The 19,048-nt window shown below is 55.6% G+C and carries 20 protein-coding genes; all 20 read right to left on the bottom strand.

The window, feature by feature from the left end; all coding sequences use genetic code 11:
• Positions 1-60: 60 nt before the first annotated feature.
• The 20 genes from gpJ to OGX96_RS19900 are packed head-to-tail and all read right to left on the bottom strand — an operon-like array spanning position 61 to position 18,758.
• Positions 61-3,483, bottom strand: a complete 3,423-nt coding sequence (gpJ, locus tag OGX96_RS19805; protein WP_048235549.1) for a phage attachment tail tip protein J — start codon at positions 3,481-3,483, stop codon at positions 61-63.
• Between the two features lie 60 nt (positions 3,484-3,543).
• Positions 3,544-4,119, bottom strand: a complete 576-nt coding sequence (locus OGX96_RS19810) for a tail assembly protein (protein ID WP_231587321.1) — start codon at positions 4,117-4,119, stop codon at positions 3,544-3,546.
• Positions 4,083-4,826 (bottom strand): C40 family peptidase, encoded by a 744-nt coding sequence (locus OGX96_RS19815; protein ID WP_267455741.1) that lies wholly within the window; start codon positions 4,824-4,826, stop codon positions 4,083-4,085. The genes OGX96_RS19810 and OGX96_RS19815 overlap by 37 nt, the downstream gene beginning before the upstream one ends.
• Positions 4,827-4,831: 5 nt before the next feature.
• Entirely contained in the window at positions 4,832-5,530 is a 699-nt protein-coding gene (locus tag OGX96_RS19820; protein WP_048235552.1) for a phage minor tail protein L, read from the bottom strand.
• On the bottom strand, positions 5,530-5,859 hold the full coding sequence (locus OGX96_RS19825; protein WP_048235553.1) for a phage tail protein: 330 nt from the start codon (positions 5,857-5,859) through the stop codon (positions 5,530-5,532). Before OGX96_RS19825 ends, OGX96_RS19820 begins: the two co-directional genes overlap by 1 nt.
• A complete protein-coding gene (locus OGX96_RS19830) occupies positions 5,856-8,405 on the bottom strand; it encodes a phage tail tape measure protein (RefSeq protein WP_286584049.1) in 2,550 nt (849 codons plus the stop codon). The genes OGX96_RS19825 and OGX96_RS19830 overlap by 4 nt, the downstream gene beginning before the upstream one ends.
• Positions 8,389-8,787 (bottom strand): phage tail assembly protein T, encoded by a 399-nt coding sequence (locus OGX96_RS19835; protein WP_048235555.1) that lies wholly within the window; start codon positions 8,785-8,787, stop codon positions 8,389-8,391. The genes OGX96_RS19830 and OGX96_RS19835 overlap by 17 nt, the downstream gene beginning before the upstream one ends.
• A gap of 26 nt (positions 8,788-8,813) precedes the next feature.
• Entirely contained in the window at positions 8,814-9,230 is a 417-nt protein-coding gene (gene gpG, locus OGX96_RS19840) for a phage tail assembly chaperone G (protein WP_048235556.1), read from the bottom strand.
• 17 nt (positions 9,231-9,247) lie between these two features.
• Complete coding sequence (locus OGX96_RS19845; RefSeq protein WP_286584051.1) at positions 9,248-9,994, bottom strand: phage tail protein; 747 nt, start codon at positions 9,992-9,994, stop codon at positions 9,248-9,250.
• Positions 9,995-10,001: 7 nt separating this feature from the next.
• The gene (locus tag OGX96_RS19850) at positions 10,002-10,397 is read right to left on the bottom strand and encodes a phage minor tail U family protein (protein WP_048235558.1); all 396 of its coding nucleotides are present in this window, start codon (positions 10,395-10,397) and stop codon (positions 10,002-10,004) included.
• On the bottom strand, positions 10,394-10,972 hold the full coding sequence (locus OGX96_RS19855) for a phage tail protein (protein ID WP_267455738.1): 579 nt from the start codon (positions 10,970-10,972) through the stop codon (positions 10,394-10,396). Before OGX96_RS19855 ends, OGX96_RS19850 begins: the two co-directional genes overlap by 4 nt.
• 11 nt (positions 10,973-10,983) lie before the next feature.
• Positions 10,984-11,337, bottom strand: a complete 354-nt coding sequence (locus OGX96_RS19860; RefSeq protein WP_048235560.1) for a head-tail joining protein — start codon at positions 11,335-11,337, stop codon at positions 10,984-10,986.
• An 11-nt stretch (positions 11,338-11,348) separates the two neighbouring features.
• A complete protein-coding gene (locus OGX96_RS19865) occupies positions 11,349-11,747 on the bottom strand; it encodes a DNA-packaging protein FI (protein WP_267455737.1) in 399 nt (132 codons plus the stop codon).
• A 41-nt stretch (positions 11,748-11,788) separates the two neighbouring features.
• Positions 11,789-12,814 (bottom strand): major capsid protein, encoded by a 1,026-nt coding sequence (locus tag OGX96_RS19870; RefSeq protein WP_048235562.1) that lies wholly within the window; start codon positions 12,812-12,814, stop codon positions 11,789-11,791.
• Between the two features lie 55 nt (positions 12,815-12,869).
• Positions 12,870-13,202: a head decoration protein gene (locus OGX96_RS19875; protein WP_048235563.1), complete on the bottom strand. Its 333-nt coding sequence runs from the start codon at positions 13,200-13,202 to the stop codon at positions 12,870-12,872.
• Between the two features lie 9 nt (positions 13,203-13,211).
• A complete protein-coding gene (locus tag OGX96_RS19880; RefSeq protein WP_286584059.1) occupies positions 13,212-14,531 on the bottom strand; it encodes a S49 family peptidase in 1,320 nt (439 codons plus the stop codon).
• Positions 14,512-16,113 (bottom strand): phage portal protein, encoded by a 1,602-nt coding sequence (locus OGX96_RS19885; protein ID WP_267455735.1) that lies wholly within the window; start codon positions 16,111-16,113, stop codon positions 14,512-14,514. Before OGX96_RS19885 ends, OGX96_RS19880 begins: the two co-directional genes overlap by 20 nt.
• Complete coding sequence (locus OGX96_RS19890) at positions 16,110-16,316, bottom strand: phage head-tail joining protein (RefSeq protein WP_000198149.1); 207 nt, start codon at positions 16,314-16,316, stop codon at positions 16,110-16,112. Before OGX96_RS19890 ends, OGX96_RS19885 begins: the two co-directional genes overlap by 4 nt.
• A complete protein-coding gene (locus OGX96_RS19895) occupies positions 16,313-18,238 on the bottom strand; it encodes a phage terminase large subunit family protein (protein ID WP_286584066.1) in 1,926 nt (641 codons plus the stop codon). Before OGX96_RS19895 ends, OGX96_RS19890 begins: the two co-directional genes overlap by 4 nt.
• Entirely contained in the window at positions 18,213-18,758 is a 546-nt protein-coding gene (locus OGX96_RS19900) for a DNA-packaging protein (RefSeq protein ID WP_048235565.1), read from the bottom strand. Before OGX96_RS19900 ends, OGX96_RS19895 begins: the two co-directional genes overlap by 26 nt.
• Between the last annotated feature and the right edge of the window lie 290 nt (positions 18,759-19,048).

Here is a 19,048-nt window from a genome sequence, read left to right on the forward strand (position 1 = left end):
CTAATAACTGAACTGATATCATTCCCCTCGCTGAAGGACGGGAAGGATGCAAGGGCACACTCAGGCAAGAGTGATACCTGTGGATGCTTTTTTAACCACCATAACAACCAGGTCGCTTATCCAGGCTGAAGGGTTCCATTTATTACTGCTTCTGGAAGAAACCGAAAAAGTCATCGTGACATGTCCCCTTCCGGCGGGCATATCAATCACCCCGGAGTAGGTCGACGTTCTGTCCGTCACACTGTCATTAAATATCTGCACACCATTTTTACGGATATCCAGAGTACAGGTCGTCGTCCACCACCCGTCCGCACTGTCGCTGATGCTGTAGCTACTGGATGCTCCGCAGAACATAACAGGTGGAATGATGATCTGCCTGTCAAACGCCTGATCATCAAATACCGTCAGAGTCAGCGTGCCTGACGGCCAGCCGTTGTTATGGTGTTGTGGATCCACGCCTGCACGCGGAAAACTTTTTGCGACGGCTTTAACAATATCCCCGTCAATCTGATTCGCCGACAGTTTTCCCAGGATCCGGCAGTTCTGATTGATTGTGATATTGTCCAGCGTACCGGAGCTGGCGTTAATGTTGCCGCTGATATCCGCATTTTTAGCGGTCAGCCTTCCGTCCGGCGTCAGTGAGAATGCTGGCGGATATCCGCCGCTGGTAATGGTGGGCGCCGTCAGATATTTCAGGAAGACTTCGTTCATGAATATCTGGTTGCCCTGCGCCACAAACATCGGCGTGGTGTTGCCATTAGCCGGATCAATAAACGCGATTCGGTTTGCCGCCACCAGAAACTGGCTCAGTTTTCCTTCCGGGGTGTCCTCCATGCTGAGGCCAAGGCCGGCAACATAGTGCCTGCCGTCTTCGGTCTGCTCTATTTTGACGCCCCACATGGCATTCCATTTATCGTTGGCGTCTTTCCACTCTTTAGAGAACTGCTCCAGCCTGCTGGCGTTATCCTCTGTCAGTTCGACTTTTTCCAGTAACTCCTGGCCTAAGTGGGATTCCGTTATCTGGCCTTTGAAAAAATCCAGATAACCTTCAGCATCATCGCTGGCTCGACCTGCTTCCTCCACAAATGCTGATTTCCCGACAGTATTTACGCTGCGGATATAGAAATAATAATCCCTGCCGGGCTTAATATTGATACTGGCGGCAATCCAGTACAACGCCGTGCCAAGATAGCGGGCGGTTGTTTCAACCTGCCTGATATCAGCAATCTGCTTTTCCGAGAACCAGAACTCAAACTGTACCGTCGGGTCATAAACGGCAAGATGCGGCGTGGCGGTTATCTGAAAATATCCCGGCGTCAGTTCAATACGCGACGGTGCTGCAGGCGCAGCGATTCTGAAAGAAACCGACGCAGGGCTTCCCTGCTGCCCCCAGGCATTCGCGGCTCTTACTGTCAGCGTGTAGCGCCCCAGCGCCAGCTGTGTAAACCGGTATGTGGTTTCAGTTGTTCTTACCGTAGTGACCAGCCGTTCACTGCCGTCATCCGCTGTCGCTGTCAGACGAAGCATGAAGCTCACACCCTTCACCACTTTCGGGGTTTCCCAGCGCGCCAGCACCAGATATTCCCCGCTGTCTGCGGTGACTTCGGCTGTCAGATGTTGCACCGCGGGCGGCGTGACGCCATTCACCGTGCCACTCTGGTCACCGTCAAAGTGCGCCCCGTTATCCACGATGGCCTCTTTTTCCGGCACATGCTGCACGGCGGTGATGGCATACGTACCGTCATCGTTTTCCCGGATACTCACACAGCGGAACAGACGCTGGCGCAGTGTCGGCAGTTTCAGTCCCCACACGCTGTATTCTGCAACCCCATCAGGAACCCGGCTGACTTTCACCGTCATGCCGTCGGTGACGGACCGGACCTCCACGCTGACCGGATGTCCTTCACCATCAACCAGGCTTATCAGCGTGGTTCCGGAAGACGGCAGCGTGATTTCACGGTCGAGCGTCAGCGTCCGGGTCTGGCTGTTCACCGCCAGAACACGCCCGCCAGTACTGATCCCGGCATAGTCATCATCGCAGATTTCAATGACGTCCCCCGGCACATGGCGAAGCCCTTCAGCCCCCACGCTGAAGTCCACCGTCTGGGTTTCCAGCAGCTCCGTTTTTATCAGCCACAGCCCGGCGCGGTGCGCCTGTCCCCGGCTGGTGCAGCCAAAGGCATCCATCTTCGTAACGTTGCGCCCGTAGCGGAGAATAGCCTTCGTGTCCTCCACGAGTTCCGTTGCCGTTTCCCAGCCGTTATTCGGGTCGATCCAGTTCACCTCAACGGCATTATGGCGGTCCTTCAGGGCGCTGAAGCTGTAGCGGAACGGCGCGCCATCATCCGGCATAACCACGTTACTGCGGTGATAGGTCCACACCCTGTCAGATGGTCTGTCCTGCACAAATGTCAGCGTCTGCCCGTTCCAGACAGGCATACACCGCATCGCCGAGCAGAAATCACTGAGCACATCCCACGCCTTACGCTGCGTGGCCAGGTAGGCATTACAGGTGATGCGCGGCTCCGTTCCACCAAAACCGTCCGGCACTGACTGGTCGCAGTATTGCCCGATGGCATACAGCGCCCATTTGTCCACGTCTGCCGCCCCGAGGCGTTTTCCCATGCCGTAACGCGGGTGGGTGAGCATATCCCACAGGCTCCAGGCCATGTTGTTGCTGTATGCCGGTTTAAACGTCCCGTCCCAGATGCCACTGTACTTCCGCGTCTGCGGGTTATAGTTCGACGGTACCTGCAGAATACGCCCGCGCAGATGGTAATTACGGCTCACCTGCTGGCTGCCGAACTGCTCTGAATCCACCTGAACCCCAACCAGTGCGCTGTTCGGATAGCACTGCTTTACATCGATGATTTCGGTGTACGACGACCAGAGGGTTTTGTTCTGCAGTTGGTCTGTGGTGCTATCCGGCGTCATTCTGCGCATCCGGATATTGAACGGGCGCGGCGGCAGGTTATCCACCACCACCGAGGCCAGATACTGCGAGGTGGTCTTGCCCCTGATGGTAATGTCTTTTTCCGTTAACCATGCACCGTTGCGCTGGATCTGAATCAGCAGGCGAACTTCCGAAGGGTTCCGGTCCCCCTTTGACGTGGTTTCCACCAGCGCCTGCACACCAAAGGTAAAACGCAGGCGGTCAATGTTCGCTGAAGTGATGGTACGGGTGATCGGCGTATCATATTTCACTTCCGTACCCAGCACGGTTTCTGAGCCAGTGGATTCAAATCCTTCCGGCGGTGTCTGCTCCTGCTCTCCGGCACGGAATACCACCGTCACACCAGAGATGTTGGCATTACCTTCACTGTCCAGCACCGGCGTACTGTTCAGCAGCACACTTTTCAGCCCGTCCACCGGACCTTCAATCGGACCTTCACTGATGGCATCAATCACGCTCAGCAGCTGCGTCGATTTGAGATTATCCTTCGCTTCACGTGGGGTATGCCCCTTACTGCTGCCTTTACCCATTCCTCATGCTCCAAAAACGACAAAACCGCCCACAGGCGGTTTCACATAAGACTTTTTGCATCAACGGCCAATCACAACGACTTCACCACCATCCCCCTCGTCAGCCGTACTGATTTCCTGGGACACCACCCGCGATCCCACCCGCATTTCGCCGTACAACACCGGCAGGGCATTGCCCTGAGCGACCATGTTGTCCAATGAGGAGAAATAGGTGTTTTGTTTTCCATTGTCCGTGGCTGACTGGCCTGGCATTTTAGGTTTTGGCGCCAGCATCTGGGCCACACCGCCCAGAGCCATTGAAGCACCGAGAGAAAACATGATGTTGCTCGCCGCAATACTTACCCCAGGCATCCATATTGACGCCACAATCAACGCAGCGCCCAGAACGGCCTGAAAAACACCGCCCCTTTTGGCTCCCGCCAGTCGCGGCACTATATGGATCACGGCACCACTTGCCAGCGGTTCATTAAGACGGGCTGATAATTCGGTTTCGCCTGCATCTCGCCCGGCAATCCGTACCTGATACCAGCCATCAATCAGTTTCTGACGAAATGCAGGGATCTGAACAGTCAGCGCCCGGATGGCTTCTGCCCCTGTTTTCACACGCAGGTCGATGTAGCGGCCAAATCGTTGCAAATCCCCGTAAAGGCAGATGCGTGCCATGCCCGGTGCCGCCAGAGGGAGTGTGTGCGTCGCAGCCATTTATCGGTATACCTCTCTCGTTTACTCAGTTGCTCGGGAATATGGTGCAGCAGTTCGCCATTGCCACAATAAATGGCGGCATGATTCGGCACCGATGAGCCAAAACAGCACAGCAGTACATCGCCCGGCTGTGCCGCTGATAACGGCATCTGATACAGCCCCGTCGCCTCCATATTATCCAGATAGAGATTCTGGCCGTTACGCCACCAGTCATCCTCACGCCCGAAATCAGGCATCTCAATCCCGGCCAGATGATAAGAGTCGCGGAACAGGGTGTAACAGTCCGTCACACCGTGCTCAAATCGCCGCCCGGTGAGATGTGGCACACAGCGGAATTTATGAATCGTCCCCCGGCAGACCAGCCACCAGGGCAAATCGCTCTGCACCTGCAGCCGCCGGTCGGCCTCACTCAGATATGGCTGGCCACCGGGATGGCTGTGGACCAGCGCCACAATCTCACCCTGCATTTCTGCCCTCAGCCAGTCCTCCGGCGTCATCCGGAAACAATCTTCCGGCGCACCGGAAATGTTCACGCAGGGAAAATACTTCTCTCCCTCCGGCGTTCTCACTACGAAGCCGCACGACTCCGCTGGCGCACATCGCCGGGCGTGCGCCAGAATCGCTGATTCTGTCTGTGTCATGGGATTTAATGCGAAAGTTTATTGATGGAAAGGAAACCGCCGAAGTTGCCGACGTTGTTACGTAACTTACAACCACTCAGGCACTTGCTGCATTTATCCTTTGTGATATCTGCCGTGGGCTGATCGTACTCATCCGCCACCGCGCCGCCGGTATAGCCACATTCATCGCCGCGGTAACTCCAGGTGCAGGTGTTGGCCAGCATGATGCGCCCCGGAAAAACGGCGCCATCCGTTTCAGCTGGCGTGGACAGCACAAAGGACGCACTTACCGCTGACAGTTCACTGCACTGTTCAATCAGCCAGCGGCTGACCACCTCCTGCTCAGGATCAGCCTCCGGATTACCGCTGATAAAGTTCACCGCATCCAGAAAACGGGCATAAACCTTACGCCTGATGACTGTGCCGCCGACCAGACTCTGCAGATCCTCCACCATACCGGTGACCATTCCGTACAGGTTGGAAACATTCAGCGTCGGTCTGGCACTTGTACCCTTGCCGTTAAGCTCAAATCCCTTCCCCTGAATCGGATACGCCTGATACTGCCGCCCCTGCCAGGTGACGGCTTCACCCTTCTCATTCTGCTCATTGCAGAAGAAGTAACGATCGCCGCCCACCGTCGTCAAATCAATCTCCCAGAGCACTACGGTCGCAGACTGCTCCGCGCGGGTACATTCATTCAGCGTTTCCTGTTGTATGTCCTGCATCAGTTCACCACCTGTTTAAACTCCGCACTGAAATCAGTGCGAAGCATACTCACCCGCGACGTCCATTTAGCACAGATCACTTTTATCTGCCGGTATCCGTAAGGCGGCGTCCACAGAAAGGCCTTCCAGCCCCCGTGCTCTGCCAGAAATGCTTCCAGCAGCCTGCCTTCATCACGGGTTACGGAAAGCGTCACGCTGTACGTTTTCAGGTCTGCATTCAGCCCAGCTGGCGAACGCTGGGAATAACCATCACCAAACCGCACTTCCCGGAACGACGGTACCGAGGTAACCTCCATTCCGGGCTTAATTTTCCAGCGGAAGGTTTTCATCGCCCACCTCCCGAGAACAGGCCACCGTCACGCATCTGCCCACTCAGCACGTCCAGCGCCGCCTTGCGGGCAACGTCGTAAACCGCTGTCAACGCCTGCGGGCCTATTTGCCCATTCGTACCGTCATTCTGAATCACCACGTTGTTCTTCTGCTCAAATTTTCCGACAGCCTGTCCCCGACTGTCTGCCATGCTGCCCGGCGCCCCCACATAGCCGCCATCGGCATATCCGCGCATCAGCCGGTACAGATTTCCCACACCAATACGGCTGGTTGCCTCCTTCGTGAAGACGAACTCGCCACGGTGAACGATCCCCGCTGGCTCATATTTCCCGCCAGTTCCCGTAAATCCCCCGGTCGCAAAATGAAAGTTCGCTGCCGCATTCTGAATGGCTGTACCTGTTGACGCTGATGTGCTGCCTCCGATGAGGCTGCCTACATTACTGACAATCCCAACCATTGCCTGTTTAAGCAGAATTTCTGTCATCATCGACAGTACTGAACGGGTGAAACTGCGCCAGTTCTGTTCGCCACCGGTCAGCATCGCCGCCATGTTCTGCGCGATACCATCAAAAGTCTGCGTTGCCACACCTTTTACCTGCGACAGGCTGTTCGTGACGCTCTCCTCCCATTCTCCCCAGCCTGACATCAGACCAGACATCCAACTGCCGTTCAGCCGGTCTTCCGCAGCCCAGGTTTTCTTCTGTTCCTCCAGTACCTTCTGAAGTGACAGAGGATTATCGCTGTACGCCTCACGCAGCCGCTGCTCCGTCGCCTCACGCTCAGCCTGTCTGTCAGTCAGGCCACGGGATTTGGCATCAATAGCCGCGCGTTTCGCCCGCTGCTGCTGTGCGAATGTCTCTGCCTGCTGAGCCAGCGCGTTCAGGCGCTCCTGATACGCTACTTTGTCGCCCAGGTCAGCCAACTGACGCTTGTATTCCAGCGTCTCATTTTTATGCGCCAGCAGAGATTTTTCCTGTGCTGACAACTGACGCCGTTGCGCTGCGTCTTCCAGTACCGCGTACTGGTTTTCTGTTTTCCACAGTTCCCGGCGTTGCTGGCTGATTTTCTCATTCGCTCCGGCATGTTCCTCCAGCGTCCGGAGTTCTGCCTGAAGCGTCAGCAGAGCGGCATGAGCACTGTCTTCCTGACGATCGCCCGCAGACACTTTCACGCCTGACTGTTTCGGCTCTTTCAGAGTCGCTTCATAGTCCTTTTTCGCCGCAGCCATCAGTGTGTTGTAATCTGCCTGCAGGATTTTCCCGTCTTTCAGTGCCTTGTTCAGCTCATCCTGACGGTCTTTATATTTCTCCAGCGGCGTCTGCAGACGCTCATAAGCCTTCTGCGCCTCTTCGGTATACTTCAGCCGCGACGCTTCAGTTTCACTCTGCGTCTGAGCATTTTTGTCCTGTTTGGCCTGTTCCTCGGCCTTCTTCTTCGCCGCCTCAAGAGCAAGTCGGGCTTTTTCACGATCGTCCCAGTAACGCGCCCGCGCTTCATCATTGACAAAATAGTCATCCTTGCGCAGATTCCAGATTTCATCTGCTTTCTTAAACGCCGCTTCTGCCTTCGCCAGCATCTCCTGAGCGGTATCAGGACGACCGATATCCAGCACCGCATCCCACATGGACTTAAACGCTCTGGCCGTTCTGTCCGCCCAGGTCTCCAGCGTGCCCATGTTCTCTTTCAGACGTCGGGTCTGGTCATCAAACCCTTTCGTTGCGGCCTCATTTGCCGCCTGTAATGCCCCTGCCTCATCACCAGAACGCTGCAACTGAGCAACATACGCAATCTGCTCCGTCGTCACGTTATGGAACTGGCGGGCCATCGCAATAAGCCCGGAGGTCGGGTCTGTGGTCAGCTTTCCAAAGGCCTCAGCAACCTTGTCCACTTCCACACCTGAAGCAGAAGAAAAACGCGCCACGCTCTGGCTGATGGATTCAAACTGCTCATCACCACGCGCACCGGCTTTCACCAGCGCACTGAGCGCCTCACTGGTCTGGTTAAATGTCAGTCCTGCAGTCTGTCCAGCCCTTGTCAGGACCAGCATACGATCCGCCGTCAGGCCGGACTGATTACCGGAAAGGACCAGCGTTTTATTAAAGTCTGACAGCGTTGAATTACCCTGATACCAGGCATACGCCAGCGCACCAGTGGCAACCGCCAGCGAAGTGGCTCCGACCATCGGCATTGTGATTGCTCCGGCAAGTCCCCTGAACATGGGGATCATCCCACCGAAGGAGTCTTTCACCTGCCCCCCCTGCTGCAGCAGGATCAGCCACGGACTCTGGCCCCCCGCAAGCTGTGTGGCCACGTCGGTAAACTGCGCAGGCAGCATTCGCATGGCGGCTTTGTACTGCCCGATGGAGATCCCCGCTTTCTGTGCAGCCAGTGCCTGCCGGTTCATTGACTGCTCAACGACTGCTGCTGTTTTTCCGGCATCAGTTTCCGTCCGGGAAAAATGACGCTTTATCCTGGCCATCTGCTCATCGAATCTGGTCGCATCCAGACTCAAATCAACGACCAGATCACTAACCGGTTGAGCCATACCGGACACCTCCTGCAATACCCTCTGATACCGTCATCAGCATTACGTCATCCTCCGTCATACCTGCCACATCAGGGGGGACGGATATGGCTTCATTTCCGTCAGGCCCGAAACGAACCCCACCGGCAAGCCCTGTCGCTTTTCTCATCAGCACATCATCTTCTGTCCCCTCCTCAACCACCCGTTCGTTCAGAAGGCTGAAATCAGACGGATGCATATCCGGATCGCAAAAAAACAGGCTGAGTACGGTGTACGTCAGCCCGGCAAAATGCATATCCAGTTGTGCATCCTGAAAATAATGCGTGTCGTAAAAACGGTGCCAGTCGGCATATTCGGTTGATGACACCCCGGCAAGCATGGCGCGCCAGTCGGGTCGCCCCATCTCACGCGCCAGTTTCAGGGCAAACTTCAGCTCGCCTTCGAATGCTTTCCCGCCGTGATCGGTTCAGCAGTATCCTCCGCCAGTGCCGGAACATCTTCAGTCACTGGCGCAGACATGCCACTCAGACGCTCCACCATATCTGCCGCAGCAGAAATTGCTTCAACAGGCCAGGTGGTCAGCACTTCCTGGTGAAGCTGCTTAATGGCCTCATCCATTGATGGCATCTGCGCTTTCTTCGGGTGGTTGTGCCACAGGGACATGGCCACCAGTAACGCTGCCGTCTTAATGGTGTCTTCCAGCGCCACCCGAGGGTTAACACCGGAGGCCAACTGTTCTTCCTGCTGTTTCAGCCAGGCCAGATGCTCAATACGCTGTAGCGCTGACAGTTCTGAGAGCGTGATGGTCACGCCGTTATATTCAAAGGATTCTGTTTTCAGGAACATTGCTTACTCTCTCCGGATTAACCACCATCTTCCGTAACAGTGATTTCCGCCACGGCGGCAAATTCACCATTTCCGGATACCACCGGGATTTTCACCTTGCCTGCAGCGATACCTTTTACGGTAATGATCATACCGCTCACCGACACGCTGGCTTTTGTTTTGTCAGCAGATGCCGCACTGAAACTGTTGTCGGTCGCACCTTCTGGCTGGAACGCCACAGTCAGGGTGGTGTTCTGCCCTTTCACCACCGACGCACTGGCCGGTGTCACTGTCATGGACGTTGCCGGGGTGACGGTGCTGCGGTCTTCAGCCAGCGACGGGCGCCCGACATTAGTCACTTTCACCGTGCGGGTGATCACTTCTTTCGCGGTAACGGCTTTACCGATGCTACTGACCCAGCCACGAAATACGTCCACCGTGCCGTTCGGGAACCGGATTTTATAGGCCCTAACATCCCCTTCATTAAACCACGCCAGCAGCGCCTGCTGCCCCTGCTCTGCAGGTTTCCACGCCAGCGTGAAGCTGGTGTCACCGGCAGATTTCTGCCCCTGCCCGGTCGCGGTCCAGTCCGCATCTTCATCATCGAGATAGCCGTCGTCATAGGACTCAGCAGTCAGTTCGCCGGGTGTCAGGTCTTTAACTTTTGCCAGGCGCGACCAGTCAACGTCTGAAAGCGGGTTCGTATAAGGGTCACCATTCCCGTTATAAACCCACAGGGTGGTTCCGGCTCCTTTCACCGGCATTGTTGGATTTGGTACAGGCATATCGTCCTCACATTTCGTAGGTAATGACATAAGTCAGATCGGCTGAACTCCACAGCCCCGCATCATCATCGCGCCGGTAGTCATAGCCGCTGGCCACCATACTGGTGATCAAATTTGACAGTGCCGGGATATCTCTCATCACCGGATAAATCCGGGACTCCATCCACGAATCCAGCTCTGAATCCGGCACCTGAGCAGGCAGGAAAACCTCAATATGCAGCTCTGCCTGCCAGGTATCGCTGTCCAGCTCTTCGCCCGTGTATTCAGCGCCGGTGAGATAAACGGCAATTGCCGGAAAATCCGCCTCATCAAAAACAGCGGGGCGACCATCAAAAAACGTCGCCCCGGTATCATGCTTCTCCAGTGCATCCAGTACGGCTGCACGGATATCAGTATGTTTCATCGCTTTATCACCATTCTCAGCTGATGCTGCAGTGCATAGCCCAGCTCTTTCGGAAGACGTTCACGTCGTATCCTTTCAATATTCTGTTTAAACGCCGTGGTCAGCGGCACCGCCATCGGGATTTTCACCACATCAATGGGGTAGCGGTTTTTCCCGTCCACACGCTGCATGACATGCCACCGGCCATTTTTCACTCGCTGAATAAAAGCGCCGGGGATACGGCGATTCCCCACTACAAGAACACTGCCGCCGCCTTTCAGCGAAGAACTCTGCCCTTTTTTCCTGCGCTTACGGCGGGACAACACGACCCTCGCGTTACCCAGCTTAATCACCGGTAAATCCCCCCGGTTAACCCTGATTCTGGCCTGTGGATTTTTGACCGTGGCCCTTTTCAGCCTGGCCCTTTCCTTTACCAGTTTCCGGCGTACCTTTGTCTCACGGGCAACCTGTGACGCCGACTGCGATATCGCGGATGAAGCAACGCGGTTAATGGCCATTGCGGCGGCACCGGGCACCGCCGTTTTGCTGATACGGCAGAGGTTTTCAACGGCCTGCTCAAGACCTTTTATGGCCATACATCCCCCTTTCAGCGGCGACGGTTAACGGCAGGCGGCACGCCCCGCCCCAGCCAGAGATGACAGCTTCCGCCATCATCCGGCGAAACCCGGTCTATCCAGAAGTTTTCCTCACCGATGGTCAGCGTGTCTCCACGCCGCAGCTGCCGCACATCATCAGTCCGGACAAACAGAGACGGGCTGGAGCCTTCAACACGCACGCCCGGTCCGGCATAGCTGATATTTTCAGGGTCATCAAAAACACCACGTATCACAGCACCGGACTGCTCACCGGATGTAATGGTGGCTGACGTTCCCATGTACCCGCGTATCGTCTCATCGGCGCGGGCAATGGCAGCATCGAACAGATTATCGAAATCAGCCACAGCGCCTCCCGTTATTGCATTTTTGCCAGACCACGTTCTGTCATTTCGGCTGCCACACCGGCAGAGACACGAAACACCGTTCCCGGCAGCACAAATGCCACAGGTTCATCCCGCGTGGCGTGAAGTGCATCGGTATGCAGCGTCACCAGTGCCACGACCGTGGCCAGATCAGCCGTATCCTGAATAACGGTATCCGGCTGCGCTGATACCACATCATTTTCATGCCCGGTCAGCGCATTTTCCGGACGGGAAGACTTATCCTGGCTGTCTGTGTCATCCGTATCACCAAGCTCCTCTTCCAGCTCTGCCACACGAAGCGCCAGTTCTTCTTTCGTCCCCGTCAGGCTGACATCACGGTTCAGTTGCTCACCCAGCGACCGGAGACGGGTAATCAGTTCATCTTTCGTCATGGACTACTCCACAGAGATAAAATGGCCCCGAAGGGCCATGATTACGCCAGTTGCACGGACACGAACTCATCAGGATCAGCCAGCAACATCAGCGGTGCTGACTGAATCATGGTGAACTCCCGCGCCGGATCGCCGGTGGTCACCCAGTTTTTCGGGTAACGGGCAGAGGCATTAATGCCCTCACGCTGTGCGTCCGCATCCTGAATGCAGCCATAGGTACGCAGACCACGTGCCTGAGTGTTACCCAGCACCATCGTGTTGTCTGGCAGGAAGTTCTTTTTGACGCCGTTTTCCACGTACTGTCCGGAATACACGACGATCGCCACATCGCCATACATCCCCTTATAGGACACTGCTTTGCCCAGGTCTTTCACCGCTGTTTCCAGCTCGGAATTGGAGCCGCGACGGGTATCCAGCTTCTCCTTGACGGCTTTGAAGGAACGGAACAGCGCCCAGCCTTTCGGATCGAACACAATGATATTCACCACACCGCTGGCGTTCAGCGCGTAGGCTTCGATATCGTCGGTCGGGTCATACGTGGCCTTGTCACGCTTGCTCCACTCCGTGCCGCCAGACTGCGTGATGTTATTCGCCTCATCACGCCCCATATCCACTTCAACCGGTTCGAAGGCTTCACCGGTCATGGTGTATTTGCCTTTAAGTACGGCAGAGACCGCCTGCATCTCTTCAACCTGAGCAATCGCCATCTCTTCGTCGCGCATGTTCTGCATGATGATGCGACGGCGACGGTATGCCGGATCCGCCAGATTCTGCGGGTCTTCATCCGGCAGGCGACGCAGGGTCATCTGCGGATTCACCTCATGCTTCGGCTTGACATAACCCGGAGTAAATTCAGAGGTAGAGCCGCCACGGGAGCGGATAACCTCACCGGAAACAATCGGTGAAACGTACAGCGCCATGTTTACCAGTCCCGGAATTTGTGAGAGATAGACTTTCTCCGTGGTGAAGGGATAGCTCTCGCGGAAAAAGAGACGCAGAAACAGTGGATCAAACTTAAATTTCTGCTCATTTGCCGCCAGCAGCTGGGCGGTTGTGTACATCGACATAAAAAAATCCCGTAAAAAAAGCCGCACAGGCGGCCTTTAGTGATGAAGGGTAAGGTTAAACGATGCTGATTGCCGTTCCGGCAAACGCGGTCCGTTTTTTAGTCTCGTCGCTGGCAGCCTCCGGCCAGAGCACATCCTCATAACGGAACGTGCCGGACTTGTAGAACGTCAGCGTGGTGCTGGTCTGATCGGCAGCAACCGCCAGAATGCCAACGGCTGCACCGTCGGTGGTACCATCCCACGCAATCAGCTTCCGGGTGGAGGTATCAGGCATCAGCGGGGTCATTGCAGGCGTTTTCGCACTCAATCCGCCAGGTGCGGTTGCTGTATGAGCCGGGTCACTGTTGCCCAGCGGCTGGTAATGGGTAAAGGTTTCTTTGCTCGTCATAAACATCCCTTACACTGGTGTGTTCAGCAAATCGTTAACGGCATCAGATACCGGGTTACCTGCAGCCAGCGGTGCCGGTGCCCCCTGCATCAGACGATCCAGCGCAGTGTCACTGCGCGCCTGCGCACTCTGTGGTGCCGCGGCCAGAATGCGGCGGGCCGTTTCCACGGTCATGCCGGGGGTTTCTGCCAGTACGCGCGCCTGTTCTTCGCGTCCGTGGGCCTCCTCACAGTTGAGGATCCCCATAATGCGGCTGTTTTCTGCCGCAACCGCTGCGGTGATCTGCGCGTTCACGTCCGGCTGCGCTGCGCTGGCATTTTCGCCCTCCTTCGCTGGCACCACGTCAGTGACGTCAGCCTGCGAAGCTGTGACTGAGAAAGCTGTCGGTTTAGTCTCTTTGGTCATTCGCCCTCCTGAGAGTCGGGATTTACGTGCATCCAGTGCATCACGCATGATGGTGATTGCATCGGTGCTGTTGACAAGTTCATCAGCCAGTCCGGCATCAATGGCCTCCTGACCGCTGTATACTGCAGCTTCGGTATCCAGCACGGTCTGCACAGACAGGCCGGTATATGCCGACACCTTCTGCGCAAACATCTGGCGGGTAGTATCTATCCGGGACTGCAGTGCTTCCCGGACGTCATCCGGAAGATGGCTGTAGGGGTTGCCATCCACCTTATGGCTGCCGCTGTAAATCAGCGTGATTTCCACACCCTGTTTCTCCAGCGCAGCACCGTAATTACTGTGAGCCATCATGACGCCGATGGAGCCTGTACGTGCAGTCTGCGTGACCAGACGCCGGGTTGCGGCACTGGCAAGCAGCTGACCTGCACTGCAGTTCATGTCGTTGGCCAGCGCCCATACCGGTTTAATGTCACGCACACGGACGATGATGTCAGCGCAATCAAATGCTCCCGCCACCATCCCGCCAGGCGTATCCATATCCAGCAGAATGCCGTCCACCATCGGGTCGCTGGCAGCCTGTTGCAGACGGGCGATAATGCCGTTGTAACCGGTCATCCCCGAATACGGCTGCAGCGCCCGCGTTCGGCTGACCAACGTACCGGAGACCGGCAGCACGGCGATGCCGTTCATGACCTGATAACTGCGGGCCTGTCGTGGCCCGTCATCATCACCGGATATCGCCAGCGTCGCGAGTGCCTCTCCGGCAGTCAGACTGTCGCCGGACACCGCATCCGTCAGGCGACTGATACCAAGCTGGCCAGCAAGCGCACAAAAGAAAACCCGCGCATAGGCGGGTTCAAGCATCAGCGGCTCATTAAAGGCCATGCTGGCAATATGCGGGAGATTACGCAGCTCTGCTGTCACTCTTCTCCTCCTCTGTTGATTTTCGCAGTCCGGATTCAAATGCCGCCGCCGCCCAGGCGGGCGGTTTAAGACCGGCAGCCCGACGCTCCATCGTTTCACGGACCTGCTGGGCAAAAATTTCCTGATAGTCGTCGCCGCGTTTTGCGCACTCTTTCTCGTAGGTGCTCAGTCCGGCTTCTATCAGCATCACCGCTTCCTGTACTTCTTTCAGACCATCAATGGCCATACGACCGGAGCCTATCCAGTCGCAGTTTCCCCAGGCACTGCGGGCCTCCTGAAAGCTGAAGCGCGCTTTTGAAGGTAACGTAACCACGTGGCGAACGATGGCCTCTTCCAGCCAGCACAGAAACATCTGGCTCGCCTGACGGGATGCGACGAATTTTCGCCGCCCCATAAAGTGCGCCCATGACTCGTTCGCGCTGGCCCGTGCCGTGGAATAGCTCATCTGGGCGTAATTTCGGGAAAGCTGCTCATACGAGACACCCAGCCCGGCAGCGATATACCGCAGCAATGACTGCTCAAAAACTGAGTAGCCGTTATCCGTATCCTGGGCAGTTTGCAGGTTCAGTGAGTCACCGGGCATCAGATGCGGCACTTTTGCGCCCCCAAGACGGACTGGCGCCGCTGAGTAATACGCGGCAATTTCACCAATCCAGCCAGTCAGCTTGTCCCGCTGCTCCTGACTGTTCGCGCCAAGAATAAAATCCATCGCTGACTGCGTATCCAGCTCACTCTCAATGGTGGCGGCATACATCGCCTTCACAATGGCGCTTTGCAGTTGCGTGTTCTGCAGCGTATCGAGCATCTTCATCTGCTCCATCACGCTGTAAAACACATTTGCACCGCGGGTCTGCCCGTCCTCCACGGGTTCAAAGACGTGAATGAAGGCGGCGCGCCCGCCGGGTAACTCACGGGGTATCCATGTCCATTTCTGCGGCATCCAGCCCGGATACCCGTCCTCGCTGACGTAATATCCCAGCGCCGCACCGCTGTCATTAATCCGCACACCGGCACGACAGTTCCGGCTGTCGCCGGTATTGTTCGGATTGCTGATGCGCTTCGGGCTGACCATCCGGAACTGTGTCCGGAACAGCCGCGACGAACTGGTGTCCCAGGTAGCCTGAACGAACAGTTCACCGTTAAAGGCGTGCATGGCCACACCTTCACGAATCATCATGGTAAACGTGCGTTTTCGCTCAACGTCAATGCAGCAACAGTCATCCTCAGCAAACTCTTTCCAGGCTGCTTCAACATCGCGGGAAAAAGCACGGGCTTCTTCTTCCCCGATGCCAAGATAGCGCCAGCTGGGGCGATGACTGAGCCGGAAAAAAGACCCGACGATATGATCCTGATGCAGCTGAATGGCGTTGGCGGCATAGCCGTTATTGCGCACCAGATCGTCTGCACGAGCATTGCCACGGGTAAAGTTTGGCAGCAGGGCTGCATCCACACTTTCACTCGGTGGATTCCACGCCCGCAGCTGACCACCAAATCCGCTGCCACCGCCGTGATAACCGGCAAATTCACGCAGCGATGTCCTGCCGTCCGGTCCAAGAAGGGTGGAGATGGTGGATGTTTTCATACATAAAATCCTGCTGGTCCCCTGCGTCGCTGTGTCATGCCAGTCTGCACTTCCAGTTCAGCAATGTATTTTTTCAGGTCAGACACGGAAGTGGCAGTAAACTCCACTCTCCGCCCATCTTTCTGTACTGTTGCCACCCGTTTACCTGTCATCAGGTCATGCAGTGCCGCACGGGCAGCGGCAAGTTCTTCCTGTCGCGTCATTCATCCTCTCCGGATAAGGCACGGGCGTAATCTGCCAGTGTTTTCTTGTTGGTTGCTGCACCATCCTCTTCCTGCAGGCTCGCCAGCAGTGCGCTGAGATTCAACTGCCAGCGGGAAATACTGATGCGCAGCGCCGCCAGCGCATAAACAAAGCAGTCGAGTGCCTCATTGCGTCGCTTTTTGCTGTCCCACAATATTTTTTTTCTGCCATCCACCCATTTTTCGACCTGCTCTTCGGCAGTCAGCTGCTGCGCTTCGGTCAGATCAAAAATATCGGGGTTATTTGGGAAGTGAACGGCACCGGGAAGCGGTTCATCCCCTTCCGGCGTCAGTGTGAAGCGGTTATAAATCTGCTCTTTCGCGGTATCCGTACCGATTTCGGTAAGGTAAACCCCGTTTTTATTTCGCTTACGTGGCATGCTGGCCACCGGCTTGCCGTAGACGGATGCCCCTTTGATGGGGATCACCCGGAACAGACCATGCTTTTTCGAGCGTTCATACACGATAGTCGGGTCAATCCCACCGATATCCCAGCAGATACGGGATATCGACATCTCTGCACCATTACGGCGGGTATAGGTTTTATTTATGGCCTCATCCACACGCAGCAGCGTCTGCTCATCATCATGGCGGCCCATCATAATCTGACGGTCAATCAGCCAGCTTTCCTCGCCCGGCCCCCATCCCCATACGCGCATTTCGTAGCGGTCCAGCTGAGAGTCGATACCGGCGGTCAGGTAAGCAACGCGATCAGGAACGGGCGCTGAATAATGCTCTTTCCGCTCTGCCATCAGTTCAGCATCCGGACGTTCGCCTATTTTCGCTTCCCACGTTTCACCTAAAGTGGTGTTCACGAAGGTTTTACGTTTTCCCGTATCCCCTTTCGTTTTCATCCAGTCTTTGACAATCTGCACCCAGGTGGTGAACGGGCTGTACGCTGTCCATATGTGGAAGGTCACACTGTCCGGCGGTTCCATTTCTTCACCGGTAGACGAAAACCAGCGAATGCCATCACGGGTCCAGATCCCGGTCTTTTCGCAGATATAACGGGCATCAGTGAAGTCGAGTTCCTGCTGCCTGATGACGCAGGCATTATGCTCGCAGAGATAAAACACACTGGAGGGATCATCCGGCGTCCATTTGAGGCCAAACGGCGTCTCTTTATCGCCAAATTTAAGATACTGCTCCTCCCCGCAGTGCGGGCAGGCAACATGAAAACGCATAAAATGCGGGGATTCACTGGCAGCACGTTCAATCTGGCAGGTGCCTCTCACTTTGGGAGTGGAGCCACGAATGGACTTTGGCCAGACTGAGCCTTCAATACGCTTGTCACCCAGGAACGTCGGGGAGCCTTCCTGTTCAATATCGTCATCAAACGCAGCGAGTTCATCATAACCCGCCACATCCACCGACTTTTCACGGTAGTTTTTTGCCGCTTTACCGCCCAGGCACCAGAAGCCACGACCATTGGTAAAACGCTTCATGGTGAGCGTGTTATCCCGGTGTTTTTTGCCATACCACGGTGCCAGCGCCAGCAGCGACGGAATATCACGGATGGTCGGCTCAACATGGGTTTTCATAAAGTTCTCGGCATCGCCATCCGTCGGCAACCAGATAAGGGTGTTGCGCTGCTTATGCTCTATGAAGTAGGCATAAACACCCAACAGCATTTTGGAATAACCGACACGGGCAGACTTCACCACATTCACCTCGCGGATGTAGTCGCTGCCCATCGCATTCATGATGGCCCGCTGAAAGGGCAGTGTTTCCCAGCGCCCTTCCTGGTATGCGGATTCTTTCGGTAGATAGTAATTGGCATCCGCCCATTCAACGGCGGTCTGTGGCTCCGGCCTGAACAGTGAGCGAAGCCCGGCGCGGACAAAATGCCGCAGCCTGTTAACCTGACTGTTCGATATATTCACTCAGCAACCCCGGTATCAGTTCATCCAGCGCGGCTGCTTTGTTCATGGCTTTGATGATATCCCGTTTCAGGAAATCAACATGTCGGTTTTCCAGCTCCGGAAAACGCCGCTGCACCGACAGGGGTATCCCGTCGAGAATACTGGCAATTTCACCTGCGATCCGCGAAAGCACGAAAGTACAGAATGCCGTTTCCACCACTTCAGCGGAGTCTCTGGCATTTTTTAGCTCCTGTGCGTCGGCCTGCGCACGCGTGAGTCGATGGCGTTCGTACTCAATAGTCCCCGGCTGGAGATCTGCCTCACTGGCCTGTCGCAGTTCTTCCACCTCCCGGCGCAGCTTTTCGTTCTCAATTTCAGCATCCCTTTCGGCATACCATTTTATGACGGCGGCAGAGTCATAAAGCACCTCATTACCCTTGCCACCACCTCGCAGAACGGGCATTCCCTGCTCCTGCCAGTTCTGAATGGTTCGGATACTCGTACCAAAAATGTCAGCCAGCTGTTTTTTGTTGACTTCCATTGTTCATTCCATGGACAAAAACAGAGAAAGGAAACGACAGAGGCCAAAAAGCTCGTTTTCAGCACCTGTCGTTTCCTTTCTTTTCAGAGGGTGTTTTAAATAAAAACATTAAGTTACGGCGAAGAAGAACGGAAACGCTTGAAACCGGAAAATTTTCATAAATAGCGAAAACCCGCGACGCTTCCGCCCCGTAACTCTCCGGATTGCCGGAAAGGACCCGTAAAAATGAGAAAAACCATCATCCACACCATGGCAACCAGCATTATCGAAGCCTTCACCGAAGGGCTGTT

The organism is Citrobacter sp. Cpo100, assembly GCF_030332595.1.
GTDB classification, from domain to species: domain Bacteria; phylum Pseudomonadota; class Gammaproteobacteria; order Enterobacterales; family Enterobacteriaceae; genus Citrobacter; species Citrobacter portucalensis.